General features: G+C 38.9%; 12 protein-coding genes and 1 other annotated feature. Of the genes, 7 read left to right on the top strand and 5 right to left on the bottom strand.

Going from position 1 to position 18,850, the window contains the following annotated elements; all coding sequences use genetic code 11:
- Positions 1–457: 457 nt before the first annotated feature.
- The 3 genes from GNP81_RS12810 to gltB all read right to left on the bottom strand — a co-directional run bounded on the left by GNP81_RS12810 (position 458) and on the right by gltB (position 7,078).
- The gene (locus GNP81_RS12810) at positions 458–889 is read right to left on the bottom strand and encodes a DUF1499 domain-containing protein (protein ID WP_155669948.1); all 432 of its coding nucleotides are present in this window, start codon (positions 887–889) and stop codon (positions 458–460) included.
- Positions 890–1,058: 169 nt separating this feature from the next.
- Positions 1,059–2,531, bottom strand: coding sequence for a glutamate synthase subunit beta (locus GNP81_RS12805; protein WP_155669946.1), 1,473 nt, complete (start codon positions 2,529–2,531; stop codon positions 1,059–1,061).
- Positions 2,531–7,078, bottom strand: a complete 4,548-nt coding sequence (gltB, locus tag GNP81_RS12800) for a glutamate synthase large subunit (RefSeq protein WP_011262574.1) — start codon at positions 7,076–7,078, stop codon at positions 2,531–2,533. Before gltB ends, GNP81_RS12805 begins: the two co-directional genes overlap by 1 nt.
- Before the next feature lie 565 nt (positions 7,079–7,643).
- On the opposite strand from gltB, the gene mnmL reads away from it, so the two are divergent.
- The 3 genes from mnmL to GNP81_RS12785 are packed head-to-tail and all read left to right on the top strand — an operon-like array spanning position 7,644 to position 11,461.
- On the top strand, positions 7,644–8,585 hold the full coding sequence (gene mnmL, locus GNP81_RS12795; RefSeq protein WP_155669944.1) for a tRNA modification radical SAM protein MnmL/YtqA: 942 nt from the start codon (positions 7,644–7,646) through the stop codon (positions 8,583–8,585).
- A gap of 54 nt (positions 8,586–8,639) precedes the next feature.
- A complete protein-coding gene (gene arcB / locus GNP81_RS12790; protein WP_155673383.1) occupies positions 8,640–11,006 on the top strand; it encodes an aerobic respiration two-component sensor histidine kinase ArcB in 2,367 nt (788 codons plus the stop codon).
- 8 nt (positions 11,007–11,014) lie between these two features.
- A complete protein-coding gene (locus tag GNP81_RS12785) occupies positions 11,015–11,461 on the top strand; it encodes a membrane lipoprotein lipid attachment site-containing protein (protein ID WP_155673382.1) in 447 nt (148 codons plus the stop codon).
- 78 nt (positions 11,462–11,539) lie between these two features.
- On the opposite strand, the gene arcA is transcribed toward GNP81_RS12785, so the two are convergent.
- The gene (arcA, locus tag GNP81_RS12780; protein WP_005420775.1) at positions 11,540–12,259 is read right to left on the bottom strand and encodes a two-component system response regulator ArcA; all 720 of its coding nucleotides are present in this window, start codon (positions 12,257–12,259) and stop codon (positions 11,540–11,542) included.
- A gap of 448 nt (positions 12,260–12,707) precedes the next feature.
- Between arcA and GNP81_RS12775 the strand changes: the two genes are divergently transcribed.
- The 4 genes from GNP81_RS12775 to thrC all read left to right on the top strand — a co-directional run bounded on the left by GNP81_RS12775 (position 12,708) and on the right by thrC (position 18,283).
- Positions 12,708–13,184 carry a putative 4-hydroxy-4-methyl-2-oxoglutarate aldolase gene (locus GNP81_RS12775; RefSeq protein ID WP_005420773.1) on the top strand — a complete coding sequence of 159 codons (477 nt, stop codon included), beginning with the start codon at positions 12,708–12,710 and terminating at the stop codon, positions 13,182–13,184.
- Between the two features lie 169 nt (positions 13,185–13,353).
- Positions 13,354–13,470, top strand: a sequence feature (Thr leader region).
- Positions 13,471–13,585: 115 nt separating this feature from the next.
- On the top strand, positions 13,586–16,045 hold the full coding sequence (gene thrA, locus GNP81_RS12765; RefSeq protein WP_063645259.1) for a bifunctional aspartate kinase/homoserine dehydrogenase I: 2,460 nt from the start codon (positions 13,586–13,588) through the stop codon (positions 16,043–16,045).
- Between the two features lies 1 nt (position 16,046).
- Positions 16,047–17,003: a homoserine kinase gene (gene thrB / locus GNP81_RS12760; RefSeq protein WP_005420768.1), complete on the top strand. Its 957-nt coding sequence runs from the start codon at positions 16,047–16,049 to the stop codon at positions 17,001–17,003.
- Positions 17,000–18,283 (top strand): threonine synthase, encoded by a 1,284-nt coding sequence (gene thrC / locus GNP81_RS12755; RefSeq protein WP_017019070.1) that lies wholly within the window; start codon positions 17,000–17,002, stop codon positions 18,281–18,283. Before thrB ends, thrC begins: the two co-directional genes overlap by 4 nt.
- A gap of 150 nt (positions 18,284–18,433) precedes the next feature.
- On the opposite strand, the gene grcA is transcribed toward thrC, so the two are convergent.
- On the bottom strand, positions 18,434–18,811 hold the full coding sequence (grcA, locus tag GNP81_RS12750) for an autonomous glycyl radical cofactor GrcA (RefSeq protein ID WP_005420764.1): 378 nt from the start codon (positions 18,809–18,811) through the stop codon (positions 18,434–18,436).
- Between the last annotated feature and the right edge of the window lie 39 nt (positions 18,812–18,850).

The following is an 18,850-nucleotide window of genomic DNA, read 5'->3' as shown; positions in this document are numbered from 1 at the left end:
AAGATTAGGGCTTTTTTACGTTTGTGGAAAATGGATAAGTGAAGGTAGACACTGTGAAGTGGTAGTTCAGTTGGTTAGGCTTTTTATTAGAGAGCTTAGCGGCCAGTCACGCCGGGGGGCGTGTCGCTTTCAAGGTTGATAGAAAGTCCCGTTAACGTAGTCACTTATTTGAAGAAGCCCTAATCGAAAGATTAGGGCTTTTTTACATCTGTAGAAAATGGATGACTGAAGGTAGACACTGTGAAGTGGTAGTTCAGTTGGTTAGGCTTTTTATTAGAGAGCTTAGCGGCCAGTCACGCCAGGGGACGTGTCGCTTTCAAGGTTGATAGAAAGTCCCGTTAACGTAGCCACTTATTTGAAGAAGCCCTAATCGAAAGATTAGGGCTTTTTTACGTCTGTAGAAAATGTATAAGTGAAGGTAGACACTGCGAAGTGGTAGTTCAGTTGGTTAGGCTTTTTATTGGGAAATAAGGCCCTTTTCTTCTAATTGTGTTCTTAGCTTTTCCACTCGTTTACGGTTTACGCCAAAATCTGAATAACCTGTTCGAGACTCAGAGCGAACAATCAGAGTATTACCGTAAATTCGTAGTTCTAAGTCATCAACAAAACGGAATATTGAGCTTGTACATTCAATGCGGGCGTAATCATTATTAATATCGACTAATTTAGCTCCTTTTAATTGGCTAGCAATATGGCTGATTGCTTTCATATTTGCTGAACTAGTTAATATAAAGGGTTTTGCAGTAAACTCCTCACGCTCATCGAGTGTTGATATGCAGTTGGGTTTATCTCCACAAGGGGCTATTGATTTGTCTTCCATTGATTCAGTCCTTTGACTACAAGCAACAAGTAATGAAGTGCTAACTAAAGTGAGAAGTAATTTTTTCATAAATATAATTAACCACTTTTTATTATAGATTTAGGTGTTTATTAAAGAAGTATAAGTACAAAATAGCTAAAAATCGTATTTAAATTGTCGATTTTTAGCTATGAAGCAGAAAAAAGGCCAACATCGAAATGTTGGCCAAAGGTTTGGAAGGAAACCTGAATTTAGTAAATTATGAAGCAGAAAGCATTAATGAATCTGCTTTTGCTTCTAAGTTAGAGCCACCCATTAGATAGCTATCTATTTCACGAGCACATTCACGACCTTCATTAATACAACGAACAACCAGAGATTGTCCTGTTCGCATATCTCCTGCCGCAAAAACGCCTTTTTGATTTGTCGCAAAGCCATCTGTAGCCACATTACCACGATCGTCTAGCTTGATGTCTAATTGTGCTAATACACCTGTTGGTTCTGGATGTAAGAAGCCCATAGCTAAGAAGGCTTGGTCACAAGGAATAACTCGTTCACTACCTGCAACTTCATCAAAGCCTGGGCGTTCACCTGGCTTCGCATCTTGCCAAACGATATCTGCAATACGAAGACCTTTTACATTACCAGCATTATCAGAGATAAATTCTTTGGTTAAAATATTCCAATGACGCTCACAGCCTTCTTCGTGAGAAGTGGTTGTTTTCATGATCATCGGATATTGAGGCCAAGGCATATTTGCAGGGCGTTTTTCTGGTGGGATCGGCATGATCTCTACCTGAGTAATGCTTGCTGCACCATGGCGATTAGAAGTACCAACACAGTCAGAACCTGTATCGCCACCGCCAATAACCACAACGTGTTTATCTTTAGCGTGGATTTCTTTGGTTTTTAAATCCATGTTATTAGCACGGCGGTTATTTTGACCTAAGAACTCCATTGCAAAGTGAACCCCGTTGAGTTCACGACCAGGAATTGGTAGATCACGTGGCACGGTAGAACCACCTGTAAGTAGAACTACATCAAAATCTTGTCGTAGTTGTTGTGCATTAACATCAATACCAATATGAGCGTTAACTTCGAATTTAATACCCGCATCAGCCATTAAATTGATTTTACGATCAATGATGTCCATTCCTAATTTAAAATCTGGAATACCAAATCGAAGTAGTCCACCTACTTTTTCGTCACGCTCATATACGGTGACTGAATGGCCAGCACTGTTAAGTTGCTCTGCCGCCGCTAAGCCAGCAGGACCTGAACCAACAATAGCTACCGTTTTACCTGTTCGTGAACGAGGTTTCTTCGGTTGTGCGTAGCCCTCACGATATGCCGTCTCGACAATTGTTTTCTCGATATTACAAATTGTGATTGGATCTTGGTTAATACCAAGAACACAGGCACTTTCACAAGGTGCAGGACACACTCGACCAGTAAATTCTGGAAAGTTATTTGTTGAACTTAAGATCTTCCATGCTTCTTCCCAACTATCACGATAAACGGCATCGTTAAATTCAGGAATAATGTTACCGATAGGACATCCGTTATGACAAAACGGTACGCCACAATCCATACAGCGAGATGCTTGAGTATTAATTTTGTCGCCAAACTCTTCGTTTAAGACGAATTCTTTATTGTCTTGAATTCGAACACTAGGGTCGATTTTCTTTGGAAGTTCACGACCATGCTCTAAAAAACCAGTAGGCTTACCCATTATACTGCCTCCACTTCTTCCGTTTGTGCTTGTTGTGCTTCAGCTTTACGCTTTTGAAGTACCGCTTTGTAATCTCGCGGCATTACTTTAGCCAAAGAGGCTAAGTTAGCTTCAAAGTTATCTAAGAAAGACTGAGCAACTTCACTTCCTGTGAATTCAACATGCTTGGTTAGCATTTCTAATAGAAGATCTTTATCTTCTTGTTCAATAGGGTCTAAATCAACAAGTTCAGGATTTAGTTTGGATTCAAAATCGCCTGATTTATCCCAAACATAAGCGATACCACCGCTCATGCCAGCAGCAAAGTTACGACCAGTTGAACCAAGGATAACAGCTACCCCACCAGTCATGTATTCACAGCCGTGATCACCAACACCTTCAACGACCACTTTGGCACCGGAGTTACGAACACAGAAACGTTCACCAGCCATACCACGAATGTAAGATTCACCTGAAGTTGCACCGTAGAAACAAACGTTACCAACAACAATGTTATCTTCAGCGACAATGGTTGATTTCGCATCTGGATAAAGAACGAGTGTACCCCCTGATAGGCCCTTACCCCAGTAATCGTTCGCATCACCTTCAACTTCAAATTTCACGCCTTTAGCTAGGAATGCTCCCAAACTTTGACCAGCAGAACCGTTGAATTTAACGTTCATCGGTTGAGGTAAACCTTGGTCTTTATACACTTTTGAAATCTCGTTTGACAGCATAGTACCGACACTTCGGTCTGTATTGATGATGTCAAATTCAGCAGTAACGGCTTCGCCTCGTTCTAATGCTGGAATTGCGGCTTGGATAAGTTTGCGATCCAGAACGTCTTCAAGGTTATGCTGTTGTTGAATTTGGTTATAAATACCATCTTCAGCACGTGGTTGTTCAATATGAAGAACCGGTGTTAAGTCTAGGTTTTTATATTTCCAATGGCCGATGTCATCACGAACCTTAAGTTTATGAGATTGACCAACCATTTCATCAATAGAACGGAAACCAAGTTCAGCCATCACTTCACGTAGGCCTTCAGCCATATATTGGAAGAACGTCACCACGTCTTCAACACGCCCGTCAAAGCGCTCACGAAGTGTTTTATTTTGCGTTGCAATACCTACAGGACACGTGTTTTTATGACATTTACGCATCATGATACAGCCTTCAACGACAAGAGCGGCCGTTGCTACACCCCATTCTTCTGCACCAAGAAGCGTTGCTACTGCAAGATCTCGAGGTGTTTTCATTTGGCCGTCTGACTGAACAACGATACGGTTACGTAAACCATTTTTCAGTAGCGTTTGGTGTGTTTCTGCTAGACCTAGCTCCCATGGAAGACCGGTATGACGGATAGATGACATTGGCGATGCACCTGTACCACCATCAAAACCAGCAATAAGAACCACATCAGCTTTTGCTTTAGCTACGCCAGAAGCGATAGTACCAACACCAGCTTCAGATACTAACTTAACGTTAACGCGTCCTTTACGGTTGGCGTTTTTCAGATCATAGATAAGTTGTGCTAAATCTTCGATAGAATAAATATCATGATGTGGCGGTGGTGAAATCAGACCAACCCCAGGAGTAGAGTGACGTGTTGCACCAATCCAATCATCGACTTTATCACCAGGTAGTTGACCACCTTCGCCTGGTTTTGCACCTTGAGCCATCTTAATTTGCAGCTCATCAGCGTTAGTTAGGTAATAAGAGGTAACACCAAAACGACCAGATGCGACTTGTTTGATAGCTGAACGTTCCCAGTCACCATTATCTTTCTTCTCAAAACGGATAGGGTCTTCACCACCTTCGCCTGAGTTAGATTTAGCACCAATGCGGTTCATTGCCACTGCAAGTGTTGAGTGAGCTTCATGAGAAATTGAACCAAACGACATTGCACCAGTCGCAAAACGTTTCAGAATATTCTCAATTGGCTCTACTTCTTCTAGAGGGATTGAACCCGCAGGGTTTTTAATGAAATCAAGTTGGCTACGTAGTGTTGCCGCATCATCACCTTGGTCATCTACCGCTTTCGCATATTTCTTAAATTGAGCGTAATCTTTATTGCGAGTTGATTCTTGTAGTAGTGAAATCGTTTCAGGATTAAACAGGTGTTTTTCACCACGTTGTTTCCATTGATATACACCACCAACATCAAGAACTTGCACTGGGATTTCGCGCGTTGGATAACCTACACGGTGACGGATAAGTACTTCTTTTGCGATATCATCAATCGTTAAACCTTGGATACGAGAAACGGTACCTGTGAAGTATTTATCAACAACTGGCTTACTAATACCAAGCGCTTCAAAGATCTGAGCGCCATGATAAGACTGCAGTGTTGAAATACCCATTTTAGAGAAAATTTTAAGTAGACCGCCATTAACCCCTTTACGGTAGTTATCAAAATATTCTTTTGTTGATACTTCTGGGTCAAGTTTCTTTGTTCTCTGCAGTTCAACAATGGTTTCAATAACAAGGTATGGGTTTACTGCGTTAGCACCATAGCCAACGAGTGTTGCAAAGTGGTGAGTTTCACGAGCGTCACCCGTTTCAATAACGATGTCACATTTAGCACGTAAACCTTTACGAATTAGATGGTGATGCACAGCGCCTACAGCAAGCATTGCAGGAATCGCAGCATGGTTTGAGTTCACTGCACGGTCTGTCAGAAGGATAATAGAGTAACCATCGATTACGGCATCTTCTGCATACTGACAAATGCGTTTAAGTGCTCGTTCAAGTTTACCTGCATCTTCATTTGCTTGGAAAACGATATCAAGCGTTTTAGCTTGTAAGTGTTCGTTATCAATCGCACGAAGCTTTTCTAACTCAGAGTTAGAAAGAACAGGGGATTCAAGTTCTACTTTTTGACAGTGTTCAGGTGTTTCAGTCAGTAAGTTCTGATCTTTACCTAAATAGGTATTCAGAGACATCACCATACGCTCACGGATCGGATCGATCGGCGGGTTAGTTACCTGTGCAAATAATTGCTTAAAGTAGTTAGATAAATGCTGAGATTGATGTGAAAGAATCGCTAATGGCCAATCGGCACCCATTGCAGTTAAGGGTTCATACGCCGTTTTTGCTAATGGTAGAATAATTTCATTCACTTCTTCTGATGTCACACCAAACGCTTGTTGACGGTTGAGTAGACGTTCAGGAGATGGTTGACTGAATTGGTTTGTTGCTTCAGGCAGTTTATTCAAACTTAATAGGTTTTCTTCAACCCATTTTTGATAAGGCTGTGCGTTAGCAATACCATCTTTTACTTCTTCATCTGAAATAATGCGACCTTGCTCTAAATCAGCAACAAAGATACGTCCTGGCTGTAAACGACCACGGAATTCTACGTTTTCAGGTGCAATGTCAACAACACCTGATTCTGAAGCCATGACAAGGAAGTCATCTTTTGTCACAGTATAACGAGAAGGACGAAGACCATTACGGTCAAGCGTTGCACCTACCTGTACACCATCGGTGAAACAAACAGAAGCTGGACCATCCCATGGTTCCATAACGTTTGCATGATATTGGTAAAATGCACGACGCGTTGGATCCATGTTTTTATTTTCTTGCCATGCTTCAGGGATCATCATCATTAGTGCATGTGGCAAGCTACGACCAGAAAGAACCAGAAGCTCTAACGCCATATCAAAATTAGATGAGTCAGAACTGCCTTCTTGACAGATAGGCAGTAGCATATCAATTTCTTGTTGAGTGAATAAATCAGATTCGATGATCGCTTCACGCGCTTTCATCCAATTTAAGTTACCACGAACAGTATTGATTTCACCGTTATGTGCAATGTAACGGAATGGTTGAGCTAAACGCCAGCGTGGGAAAGTATTGGTTGAGAAACGAGAGTGAACTAATGCTAAGGCTGTCACCATCGTTGGATTTTGTAAATCTAAGAAGTACTGTGGTACTTGTTCAGTCGTTAGTTGACCTTTATATACCAAGGTTTTGTATGATAGAGAGTTAATGTAAAAATCATCACCGATATTTGAAATGCTTTCTAAACACACACGAACCGTATAGTTACGTAAAACATATAATTTACGTTCTAGTTCTTCAGGGCTCATTGATGGGCCACCAGAAATAAATACGTGTTCAAATTGTGGTTCTGTGCTTAGAGGATCATCACCTAACATCGAGTTATCGACAGGAAGAACGCGGTAACCAAGGATTTCTAAATCCAAGCGTTGTGCATTACGCTCTAAAATATCTCTACATTGTTGACGTTTGTGTTCATCTTTAGGGAATAGAACAACACCAACACCATATTTTTCAAAAGAAGGTAATTTAATGCTGAGTTTAACGGCTTCTTCTAATAAAAACTCATGTGGCTTCTGTAAAAGAATACCCGCGCCATCACCACTGCATGGATCACAGCCTTGACCGCCACGGTGCTCCATTCGAGCTAGCATATCAAGCGCTTGAGTTACCACATCATGAGATTTGCGGTTCTTTAGGTGAGCGACAAAACCGATACCACACGCATCATGCTCCAGTTCTGGAGTATACATGCCTTGTGCATTCTGCTCTCTATCTACCATAGATACTTCCTTCCAGTTTAATGCAGACACAACTTCTCTACGTAAGTTTCTGTCTAGTCCTTTGCTAATTTTCAAATCGAACTTGCAGTGAGTTAGTCTCAAGAGGTTGCAAGTTTGAATCCATTCTGGTGTTTACTGGCATCACTTATTGTGACGTGCAAACTAACCAATCCATTGTGATATCAATCAAATACTTTTATCCGTAGTACTTGCTTAAAGAGGGTAGATATCACTATCGAAACGCCCCAATAACCATATTGGTGGCAAATTAAACTAATTAACGATGTAACTATCCTACATTTTTGTCATATTAAATACCAACTAAAGTTGCACGTAAATTTCACTTTTTTTCATCAAAATGAATAAATATTTAATATAAAACGGTGTTTTTCTCTAATAATTGCCAGTTTATGCGACTTTTATTGATATAAATTAGAATAGAGATAGCGGAATATCGTTATTATTTACGGTCTTTTTTTACAAACGAGTTAGCAACTTTCATAAATAACAAGAAAACTTCTTTTTATTTGTAAAGTAAGTGCTTGATTTAATACTGGTTACTCCAATGCAACTTCACGAATTAGCAAATACTTTTGGACAAGATTTACAACGCAGATATGGTGAAAAAGTACATAAACTGACGTTGCACGGTGGATTTAGCTGCCCGAATCGAGATGGAACAATAGGTAAAGGTGGCTGTACATTTTGTAATGTTGCTTCATTTGCTGACGAACAAGAACAATTTAAATCGATTCATGATCAATTGACCGATAGAGCGGGTGAAGTTCAGCGTGCGAAAAAGTATTTGGCTTATTTTCAAGCTTACACAAGTACTTTTGCTGAAGTACAAGTTTTAAAAAATATGTACGAAGAGGCGTTAAAAGCTGCCAATATTGTAGGACTTTGTGTCGGCACTCGTCCCGATTGTGTTCCAGATGCGGTATTAGACTTGCTTAAAGGGTACGTCGACGATGGCTATGAAGTATGGTTAGAGCTAGGTCTACAAACAGCGAATGATAAAACATTGAAACGTATTAATCGTGGACATGATTTTGCTTGCTATGATGCCATTACTCGTAAAGCCCGCTCTTTAGGTATTAAAGTTTGTACGCATTTAATTATTGGATTACCTGGCGATACTAGAGATGACAACCGTCAAACGTTAGATAAAGTATTAGCGACAGGAACTGATGGTATTAAATTGCATCCTTTGCATATCGTTGAAGGTAGCACGATGGCGAAAGCATGGCGTGCAGGTAAACTTAACGCACCAGAAATGGATGAATATGTTGATATTGCTTGTGAGCTTATTCGTTTAACGCCACCTGAAGTGGTTTATCACCGAGTGTCAGCAACCGCACGTCAACCAACACTATTATCTCCATTGTGGTGTGAACCAAGATGGTTAGGATTAACCAATGTCGGTATGGCATTAAATAATAGTGGTCCTCAAGGTTCATTGATTGATCAACCTTTCAAATATACTGCCCCAGAGCTGAAAAAATAACTCAAATGCATCTAACCCTGATATTATTTATGTGAATATTATCAGGGTATGTTTATGAAGCAGTTAAAAATTCTCGCGCAATTTTATGTCGACCTTATGGTAAGGCTCGGCATTGTTCGTTTTAGTCTATTACTTGCAATTGCCTTAGTTGCACTCGCCGTCATTGTTCAAGTTGGTGTGACGCTTGTTCTGAGTGGTGAAGTGAATGATCTCGATATTATTCGTTCTGTATTTTTTGGTTTATTGATCACGCCTTGGGCGGTGTTCTTTTTATCTGTGGTGGTTGAACATTTAGAAGATTCTCGTCAACGCTTGTCTAAATTGGTGAGTAAGCTTGAAGAGATGCGTACTCGAGATCTTGATCTAAATAAAAAGCTTAAAGGGAATGTTAAGAAGCTAAATCAAGAAATTGAAGAACGTGAAAAAGCAGAAGAAGCACGACAAGAAGCGATGGAAGATCTAGAAAATGAAGTTTTTCAGCGTGAGAAAGCACAATTAGAGTTAGCTGAACAAACTGCATTATTACGATCTTATTTAGATACCTCTCCTGATATTATTTATTATCGAAACGATCTTGGTCTATTCTCTGGCTGTAATAAAGCCATGGAGCATCTGACTGGAAAGCTAGAAAAAGAGCTGATAGGCCTCTCCCCTAAAGATGTATACGATGCAGAAGTCGCTGCAAAAGTTATTGATACGGATAGACAAGTTTTACAAGAAAACCAAGCATTAACTTATGAACAATGGCTTGATTACCCTGATGGCCGCAAAGCGTGTTTTGAATTGAGTAAAATTCCATTTTATAGCAAAGATGGCCGTCGTTTAGGCTTGGTTGGTTTTGGACGAAATATTACTGAACGTAAGGAATATGAAGACGCGTTACAGAAGGCGAGCCGTGATAAAACAACCTTTATTTCAACCATCAGCCATGAATTACGTACCCCATTAAATGGTATTGTCGGTTTAAGTCGAATGTTATTGGATTCTCGTTTAGATGATGAACAACATAACTACATGAGAACCATTAATGTTAGCGCTATTACATTAGGTAATATTTTTAACGATATTATCGATATGGATAAATTCGATCGTCGTAAATTAGAACTTTTCCCTAAACCGTTAGACTTCATTAGTTTTGTTACTGAAATGGAAAATATTTCAGGATTAATGGCAGAGCAAAAAGGGTTACGCTTTGATCTTGAACGCTTGACTGATTTACCGCCTCATATCAGTGTAGATAGCACTCGATTAAGACAGGTGTTATGGAATCTTGTTGGTAATGCCACCAAATTTACCAAAGAAGGTGGGGTTGTTATGTCTGTGAGTGCGGACATACATCAGAATAGCGCAGAGATAACCTTTGAGATTGAAGATACGGGAATTGGTATTCCTGAGGAAGAATTAGAAAATGTTTTTGCGATGTATTATCAAGTTAAACAAGGCAAAGATAATTTACATGCTGTAGGGACAGGGATTGGGTTAGCGGTATCAAAAGAGTTAATTAACTTAATGGGCGGTGATATCACGGTTACTAGCGAAGTCGATTTTGGAAGTACTTTCATGGTAACCATTAATGTTCCACTCGTAGATTATGTTGAAGAAGAAGAGGCAATGCCGGAAACAAAAAGCTCAAAGTCATTACGTATTTTTATGCTTGAAGACATTGAATTGAATGTCACGGTTGCGTGCTCTTTATTAGAAAGTTTAGGTCATACAGTTGATGTAGCAATGTGTGGTGAAGATGCAATAAAGCAATTTGATCCAACTAAATATGATTTAGCACTTTTAGATATTCAATTACCAGATATGACTGGATTTGATGTCGCTAAAACATTACGTGATAAGTTTGATAATTTACCACCATTAATTGCATTAACTGCTAATTTACTTAAAGAAAAAGATGAGTATTTTAAAAATGGAATGGATGAAGCGTTAAGTAAACCACTGAGTGTTAAAGCGTTAACCGAGGTACTTGAGCAATTTTCAATGTCAGAGAAGAAGACAGACATTCCAAGCGTACAACAAGAACAAGAAGTATCTTCTGAGCCGACTGAAAATGATCAGCTAATTGAATGTTTACTCGATTTAGAAATGTTAGAGTCTTATATTGAGATAGTAGGAACAAAACCTATTTATGCAAATATTGAAATGTTTGAAAAAAGTATGAAAGAATACATTCAAATACTTGATACAAACATGACGGCCAGAGACCAAGATGGCATTGTGTTTGAAACGCATAAAATGAAAGGTGCAGCAGGTTCGATTGGGTTAAAGCATATTCAACAAGTCGCACAGAAAGCACAATCACCAGATTTACCTGCGTGGTGGGAAAATATTGATGATTGGGTTGAAGAAATCAAAAATGAATACGAACATGATATTCAAATTTTAAAAAGCTGGTTAGAGCAGCAAGATAAGTAAGGAATAATATGAAGAAGGTACTATTTGCCGCAACACTAATTACAGCTTTATCTGGTTGTCAAATGACGACTCAATCTGAAGCGGATTGGAAACAAGATAATAAAATTGAAATGATGAATGCCAAAATTGAATTAAATTCAGCTATTTGGGTTGATCAAATGCCAACAATTGGTGAAGACAGCGATGAGAGTAAAGTTAACTTTGCATTAGGCTTGAGCTCAAAACAAGTCATTGCACCTGAATTGAATATTGAACGTGTTGAATTACGTCAAGGTGACGACTCTTGGGAAGTAACTGAAGAAGAGTATGAAGTTCGAGTTCAAGATAATCATAATTGGGAAATCGCTGGACAGACATTCCATACTTTAGATGCAAATAAAAAAGTAGATATAGCGATTAAAGCAAGTGGTGAATGGGTTATTGAAACAAACGTGAGTGTTGATACAGTATATTGATACTATGTTATACAGATAAAAAAATGCCCAGCTAGTGATAGCTGGGCATTTTATTTAAAAGTTATATAGAAGAGGTTCTTATAGCTCTTCTAGGTCACCACAGAAGCGGTAGCCTTCACCGTGAATTGTAGCGATGATCTCTGGAGTATCAGTTACAGATTCAAAGTGCTTACGGATGCGACGGATAGTTACATCTACTGTACGATCGTGTGGCTTAAGCTCACGGCCAGTCATTTTTTTCAGTAGATCTGCACGAGTCTGGATTTTGCCTGGGTTTTCACAGAAGTGAAGCAGAGCACGGAATTCAGAACGTGGAAGCTTGTAGCTCTCACCGCTTGGGCTAACAAGAGAACGGCTGTTGATTTCTACAGTCCAACCGTTGAACACATAGCGCTCAACCATTTTCTTATCTTCAACAACTGTGTTTTGGTTCATTGAACGAGTTAATAAGTTACGTGCACGAATAGTCAGTTCACGTGGGTTGAATGGTTTTGTGATGTAATCATCAGCACCGATTTCTAAACCTAAAATCTTATCAACTTCATTATCACGGCCTGTTAGGAACATTAATGCCATATCGCCTCGTTCACGAAGTTCGCGAGCAAGAAGAAGGCCATTTTTACCTGGCAGGTTAATATCCATAATCACAAGATTAAGCTGCTGTTCAGAAAGCACCTTGTGCATTTCTTCGCCATCGCTAGCTTCAAAAACATTGTAGCCTTCAGCTTCAAAAATGCTTTTTAACGTATTACGAGTTACGTGTTCATCTTCAACGATTAGGATCTGTGGGGTTTGCATGGGCGGTACCTAACTAACTGGTTAAAGTCAAAAGTAGAATTAACAAATTTTAATTCTATAATAAAAAATTTACAAATAGGAAAATAGATTCTTCAATAGTTAATAAAAAGTAATATAGAAGAATTGAAACCTAAACGGTACGCCATCCTTGGTGGTTGTTATTGAATATAAAATCAATAACAAAATAAAGCTCTAATTTGATGAGCTGCTTACTGAAACTCCATTAGAAGCAGGATTTTAATCCTTTAACACCACTCTAACAATAAGCGATTTTTATTTCCATACATTTTATTGATTTATATCAATAGCAACCGATAACAATAGAGTGTAGTAATAAATAAGGAAACATATCTATATTGAAATTGTAAATATCTATGCGAATACTAACTAAGAAATTTGAAAAATGTTGTTATTGTATAGCCTATTTTACAAACAAGGAGAACATAAAATGGATTTATTACCTGATATTTGTGACCAGTTTGAAGATAAAGTGCAGTTAGTTGATATCGATTTTAAAAACTTTGGCGGGAAGGCGTGTTTTTATGGCGAGATTGTAACGGTTCGTTGTTATAAAGATAATTCTTTGGTTAGAGAAGTGCTCCAGCAGAATGGAAAGGGCAAAGTATTATTCATAGATGGAAATGGATCGCGCCAAAAAGCGTTACTTGGTGATCAAGTTGCTACCTTAGCTGTTGAAAATCAGTGGGAGGGAGTGATTGTCTATGGTGTTGTACGTGATGTCGGTGCAATACAAACCATGCCATTAGGCCTAAAGGCACTAGGAACCTCACCTTTCAAAACAGAGAAAAGAGGTGCAGGAGAGCAACAAGTTTCTCTCACTATTAATGGAAAAATGATTTCTCCAGGAGATTATATTTATGCAGATCTCAATGGGTTATTAATGAGTAAAGAGTTATTAATTTAAATAAATTTTATAAATAAATAAAATATTTGTTTTTATTATTCAAGGTCTTGGTGATTAGTTTGTATATTTTATTGAGTAAATAAATAAACTTTTCATTGACTTATTAGCTCTAAGTAAGGTAAATGTTACATAAGACAAACAATTTACTTTAGAATTTATTATATGTTTATTATCAGCTCTATGATTATTACCACAACAATTACCGGCACCATGGTTGCTGGGGTGGGCTGATACGTATAAGTATATGAAAAAGCCTGCTCTGATTACCAGAGCAGGCTTTTTTTTTGCAAATTTGTTACTAATTCTTAATTGTATTCTTTTATTATCAAACGAAAAGGTTATGATGATGTTAGTTATGCAGTAAGGATATTGCAGTAACACTCGTTTTTAGGGAGGAAGAAATGCGAGTATTAAAATTTGGTGGTTCGTCATTAGCTGATTCAGATCGTTTTTTACGTGCCGCAGACATTATTGCCAATAATGCACAGCAACAAGAAGTTTCTGTCGTATTATCAGCGCCTGGAAAAGTAACAAATAAATTAGTTTCAGTGGTTGATAATCTTCTTACCAATGGTGAAGCAGAATTACAAATCTCAGAACTAGAATCTGTTTTTACTCAATTATTTAGTGGTATTTCTAACACCCTTCCACAAGTTGATCTTAAATTACTTGAAAATAAGCTGAAAGATTCTATTTCTCAATTACGTCAATATGCTCATGGGATCACCTTGCTTGGTATGTGCCCTGATAATGTATATGCAAAAATCATCAGTAAAGGTGAACGCATTTCTATTGTCATGATGAAAGCCGTATTAGAAGCAAAAGGTCAACCAGCAAGCTTAATTGATCCTGTTAAGTATTTATATGCGAAAGGCGATTACCTTGAAGGTGCGGTAGATGTTGATGTATCAACATTAAACTTTAAGAATGAACCATTGCCGCAAGGTCATGTAAATATTATGCCTGGCTTTACTGCTGGTAATGCGAAAGGTGAGTTGGTAACTCTTGGTCGTAATGGCTCTGATTATTCAGCAGCTGTACTTGCAGCATGTTTACGAGCTGAATGTTGTGAAATTTGGACTGATGTAGATGGTGTTTATAATTGTGATCCACGTTTAGTTGATGATGCTCGTCTATTAAAATCATTAAGTTATCAAGAAGCTATGGAGCTCTCTTACTTTGGTGCTTCTGTTCTTCACCCGAAAACCATCGCTCCTATTGCTCAATTCCACATTCCTTGTCTAATTAAAAATAGCTTTAACCCTCAAGGTGCAGGGACTCTAATCGGTCAAGATACTGGTGAAGATAATCTGGCTATTAAAGGCATCACCACACTCAATAATTTAACCATGGTTAATGTTAGTGGGCCGGGCATGAAAGGCATGGTTGGTATGGCAAGCCGTGTATTTGGAGCTATGTCGGCAACAGGGATCTCAATTGTCCTTATTACTCAATCCTCATCAGAATACAGTATAAGTTTTTGTATTGAAGCTGAAGACAAATGCAAGGCAGAGCAAGTACTAAGAGAAGCGTTTGAATTAGAACTTAAAGATGGCTTATTAGAGCCGGTTGAGTTTACAGATAATGTTGCCATTGTTACTTTGGTTGGCGATGGTATGCGTACATCGAAAGGCGTAGCATCTCAATTCTTTACTTCTCTTACTGAAGTTAATGTGAATATTATTGCCATCGCGCAAGGATCTTCTGAGCGTGCGATTTCTGCTGTTATTCCTGAAGATAAAGTATCTGAGTCGATAAAAGCATGTCATGAAAACCTATTCAATAGTAAACATTTCTTAGATGTATTTGTTGTTGGTGTTGGTGGTGTTGGTGGTGAATTAGTTGATCAAATCAAACGCCAGCAACCAAAATTGGCAGAGAAAGGCATTGAAATTCGAGTATGTGGTTTGGCAAACAGCCGAGGCTTACTACTGGATAGCAAAGGTATTCCGCTAGAGGATTGGCGTGAGCGCATGAGCAATACGTCTGAGGAGTTTAGCTTAGCTCGTTTAATTGCTTTGGTTCAACGTAATCATATCATTAACCCAGTTATTGTTGATTGTACATCGGATCATGGTATTGCTGCTCAATACGTTGATTTCTTATCAGCTGGTTTTCACGTTATTACGCCAAATAAGAAAGCCAATACGGATTCAATGGCTTATTACCATCAGTTACGTAACGCTGCTCGTGGTACTCGTCGTAAATTCATGTATGAAACAACGGTTGGTGCTGGCTTACCTGTTATCGAAAACTTACAGAACTTGATTGCAGCAGGTGATGAGCTTGAAAAGTTCAACGGTATCTTATCTGGCTCTCTTTCTTATATCTTTGGTAAGTTAGATGAAGGAATGTCATTAAGCGAAGCGACAAACGTAGCGAAAGAAAATGGCTTTACAGAACCAGATCCTCGAGATGATCTTTCAGGGATGGATGTTGCACGTAAATTATTAATTTTAGCTCGTGAGTCTGGACTTGAAATTGAGCTGGATGATGTAGAAGTAGAGCAAGCATTGCCACCGGGCTTTGATGATTCAGGTACGGTTGAAGAGTTTATGGCTCGACTTCCTGAAGCGGATGCGTATTTTGCTGAGCAATCGGCTATTGCAGCAGAAGATGGCAAGGTATTGCGTTATGTCGGTGAGATCTTAGACGGTAAATGTAAAGTAAGAATTGTTGCCGTAGATGGCGATGATCCTATGTTTAAAATTAAAGATGGCGAGAACGCATTGGCTTTCTATAGCCGTTATTATCAACCTATTCCATTAGTATTGCGTGGTTATGGCGCAGGAACCGAAGTGACAGCAGCTGGCGTGTTCTCTGATTTAATGCGTACACTTGGCTGGAAATTAGGAGTATAGAATGAGTGTTGTTGTTTATGCTCCTGCATCAATAGGAAATGTCAGTGTTGGCTTTGATGTATTAGGCGCAGCAGTCTCACCTATTGACGGTACATTATTGGGAGATCGTGTTTTAGTTGAGCTTGGAAGTGAGGCATTTACATTAGCTACCGCTGGCAGCTTTGTGGATAAATTACCTGAAAACCCGAAAGACAATATTGTTTATGATTGTTGGTGTGTATTTTCTCGTGAATTGAATAAAAAAAATGTGGCATTAAAGAATGTTCACATGATTTTAGAGAAAAATATGCCAATTGGTTCTGGCCTTGGTTCTAGTGCTTGTTCTATTGTTGCGGCGTTAGATGCATTAAACCAATTTCACGATAACCCTTTAAATGACATGGAACTATTGGCATTAATGGGAGAAATGGAAGGGCAGATATCAGGTGGTATTCACTATGATAATGTAGCTCCATGTTATCTTGGTGGTTTACAGTTAATGGTGGAAGAGCTTGGTATTATTAGTCAAGAAGTCCCATGCTTTGATGAATGGTATTGGGTTATGGCTTATCCAGGAATTAAAGTATCAACCGCTGAAGCTCGTGAGATTTTACCTTCTCAATACCGTCGTCAAGATGTGATTGCACATGGTCGTAACCTTGCTGGTTTTATTCATGCTTGTTATTCAAAGCAACCTGAACTTGCAGCAAAGATGATTAAAGACGTGGTGGCTGAACCTTATAGAGAGCGCTTGCTACCAAACTTTGCTAAAGCTCGTGAATATGCAGCATCAGCAGGTGCATTAACGACAGGGATTTCAGGTTCTGGGCCGACACTTTTTAGTATATGCAAAGATAAAGATGTAGCGGATAGGGTATCTCGTTGGCTACAAGAAAATTACGTTCAAAATAATGAAGGATTTGTTCATGTTTGTCGTTTAGATAAGCAAGGATCACAAGTGACAGGAAGTAAACTATGAAGCTGTATAACATAAAAGAAAATGATGAGCAGGTCTCTTTTGGCCAAGCGGTTCGCCAAGGTTTAGGTCGTAATCAAGGACTATTTTTTCCATCAGAATTACCTAAGTTTGATGATGTTGATGCACTTCTTGCTGAGGATTTTATTTCTCGTAGTACCAAAATTTTATCTGCTTTTATCAAAGAAGAGTTACCTCAAGATACCGTAAGAAGTATGGTTGAGAATGCATTTCAATTTCCAGCACCGATTAAAGCCGTAAAAGATGATGTCTATGCGTTAGAGTTATTTCATGGACCAACATTAGCATTTAAGGATTTTGGTGGCCGTTTTATGGCTCAATCTCTAGGTGCTGTGACCGATAGCGATGAACAAATTACGATTTTAACGGCGACATCGGGTGATACTGGTGCGGCTGTTGCTCATGCATTTTATGGTATGGATAATATTAAGGTCGTCATTCTTTACCCGAAAGGTAAAATCAGCCCGTTACAAGAGAAGTTATTTTGTACATTAGGTAAGAATATCCATACTGTTGCGGTTGATGGTGATTTTGATGACTGCCAAGCATTAGTGAAACAGTCTTTTGATGATGCAGAATTGCGTAAAGAAGTTGGATTAAACTCTGCAAACTCAATCAATATTAGCCGCTTGATGGCACAGATTTGTTACTATTTTGAGGCGGTATCTCAGCTACCAAAAGAAAAACGTAATGACGTTGTTATTTCAGTGCCAAGTGGTAATTTTGGCAACTTGACTGCGGGATTATTGGCGAAATCATTAGGCTTACCTGTAAAGCGCTTTATTGCTGCAACGAATGTTAATGATACTGTTCCTCGTTATCTTGAGACGGGTCAGTGGGAACCTAAAGTCACGATCCCAACGATTTCAAATGCAATGGATGTAAGTCAACCAAATAACTGGCCTCGTATTGAAGAGTTATGTCAGCGTTTAGGATGGGGATTAGAAACTCTGGGGAAAGGTGCCGTTACTGATGAGCAAAGTGCTGAAACATTAAAAGAGATGAATCAAGCGGGCTATCTATGTGAGCCTCATGGTGCAATTGCTTATCGTATATTGAATGAGCAACTTTCTGATGGTGAAACAGGTCTTTTCTTATGTACTGCACATCCTGCTAAGTTTAAAGAAGTAGTAGAAGATATCCTAGGTAATGATATTGAATTGCCAGCCCCACTAGCTAAGCATAATGCGATGGAATTGTTATCTGAAGATTTAGATAATGATTTTGATGCGCTCAAAGCGGTGTTAAGAAAAGTTCAATAAACATACGATAGAAATAGATGAGTCTCTTTGGTTTATGATCAAAGGGACTTTTTTATATGACTAAAGTAATAATACTCATTGCTATGGGTACAAAAAAACGGCACTCATGAGCATTGAGTGCCGTTTCGTATTTTTAAATCGACTATAAAATTATAGAGATTCAGTAAAAGTACGTGCGATAACGTCTTTTTGTTGTTCTGTTGTTAGAGAGTTAAAACGCACAGCATAACCAGATACACGGATAGTTAGTTGTGGGTAGTTCTCTGGGTGTTTAACAGCATCTTCTAGAGTGTCACGTTGTAAAACGTTAACATTTAGGTGCTGACCACCTTCAATTTTTGGTGCTTTTTCGATAGCTACATCACGGCTTTCGTACTCACCTAGTTCGCTTGCTGCGATAACTTGGTCAGCTTCAAAACCAGCTGTTGCAACAACACAACGTGCTTCGTTTTTCTCGCTATCTAGTAGCCAGATTGAGTTAAGAAGATCGTCATTTGCAGCTTTAGTAATTTGGATACCTGTGATCATTTTACTTTCTCCTAGTCCACTTTGTGGTTATTTTCTAAA

It is taken from the genome of Aliivibrio fischeri (genome assembly GCF_009727955.1).
Taxonomy (GTDB): Bacteria; Pseudomonadota; Gammaproteobacteria; order Enterobacterales; family Vibrionaceae; genus Aliivibrio; species Aliivibrio fischeri_A.
This window is presented reverse-complemented; position numbering and strand designations above follow the sequence as displayed.

What these genes read in the sequence shown, in the direction of transcription:
- thrB (WP_005420768.1), top strand. Translation starts at nt 16,047, where the DNA reads ATGAGTGTTGTTGTTTATGCTCCTGCATCAATAGGAAATGTCAGTGTT.
- grcA (WP_005420764.1), bottom strand. Translation starts at nt 18,811, where the DNA reads ATGATCACAGGTATCCAAATTACTAAAGCTGCAAATGACGATCTTCTT.
- arcA (WP_005420775.1), bottom strand. Translation starts at nt 12,259, where the DNA reads ATGCAAACCCCACAGATCCTAATCGTTGAAGATGAACACGTAACTCGT.
- GNP81_RS12810 (WP_155669948.1), bottom strand. Translation starts at nt 889, where the DNA reads ATGAAAAAATTACTTCTCACTTTAGTTAGCACTTCATTACTTGTTGCT.
- arcB (WP_155673383.1), top strand. Translation starts at nt 8,640, where the DNA reads ATGAAGCAGTTAAAAATTCTCGCGCAATTTTATGTCGACCTTATGGTA.
- mnmL (WP_155669944.1), top strand. Translation starts at nt 7,644, where the DNA reads ATGCAACTTCACGAATTAGCAAATACTTTTGGACAAGATTTACAACGC.
- GNP81_RS12775 (WP_005420773.1), top strand. Translation starts at nt 12,708, where the DNA reads ATGGATTTATTACCTGATATTTGTGACCAGTTTGAAGATAAAGTGCAG.
- thrC (WP_017019070.1), top strand. Translation starts at nt 17,000, where the DNA reads ATGAAGCTGTATAACATAAAAGAAAATGATGAGCAGGTCTCTTTTGGC.
- thrA (WP_063645259.1), top strand. Translation starts at nt 13,586, where the DNA reads ATGCGAGTATTAAAATTTGGTGGTTCGTCATTAGCTGATTCAGATCGT.
- GNP81_RS12785 (WP_155673382.1), top strand. Translation starts at nt 11,015, where the DNA reads ATGAAGAAGGTACTATTTGCCGCAACACTAATTACAGCTTTATCTGGT.
- gltB (WP_011262574.1), bottom strand. Translation starts at nt 7,078, where the DNA reads ATGGTAGATAGAGAGCAGAATGCACAAGGCATGTATACTCCAGAACTG.
- GNP81_RS12805 (WP_155669946.1), bottom strand. Translation starts at nt 2,531, where the DNA reads ATGGGTAAGCCTACTGGTTTTTTAGAGCATGGTCGTGAACTTCCAAAG.